Source organism: Variovorax sp. 05L425, assembly GCF_056397705.1.
In genome coordinates, this window is the sequence record NZ_JBFTNY010000079.1 from 1 (window position 1) to 688 (window position 688).

Below are 688 nucleotides of genomic sequence, written 5' to 3' on the forward strand. Positions count from 1 at the left end.
GCCATCCAGGCTGTAGATGTGCAGCGTGCCGTCCTGCGTGGCGATCCAGGCGCGCGGACTGTTGGCCGAAACCGTCGTCCTCACGGCCGTCGGACGCCCGCCCAGCGACACCGTCTTGATCACCGTCGGCGTCTGCGAAGGCACCTGGGCGAAGGTGTAGGGCCACTGGTTGGCGGCCTGCCCGAGGTTGCTGGTGCTGCTGACGTTCGAACTGAAATACACGCTGTTGACGTAGCTGAACAGCGGCTTCAGGTCGATGAAGGCGGCCTTCTGCTCCGACTTGGAAATCACCACTGCCACGCCGCCCTTGGCATAGCGGCCGTAGTTGCCGCCGCCGCTGGCGAAGCTCTGCCAGTTGCTCGTCAGGGGCGAGTTGGCCAGGCCCATGAAGTTGCCGCCGACCAGCACGCTGCTGAACTGGTTCAGATTGGTGGTCACCGCGATCTCGGTCGGCGCCGTCATGCCGGGAATGTCCACATAGCCCAGGATCTTCATGAAGGCGGTGTTGCCCATGTTGGGCAGGCCGGGGTAGACGCCCTTCCACTCATTCCACCAGTTGTACCAGCCCGCCGGATTGTTGATGGAGCAGCCGTCGCACAGGCCGGCCAGTGCCACCACGGCAACCTGGCCCTTCAGCGCCGCGGTGTCCCACACCGTCACCAGCGCGAACTCGTTGCCGTTGGTCACC

The 688-nt window shown here is 64.8% G+C and carries 1 pseudogene; it reads right to left on the reverse strand.

The annotated features are described in order from the left end of the window. Positions 1-688: pseudogene (locus AC1DN9_RS30055) on the reverse strand (hypothetical protein); the annotation flags it as partial.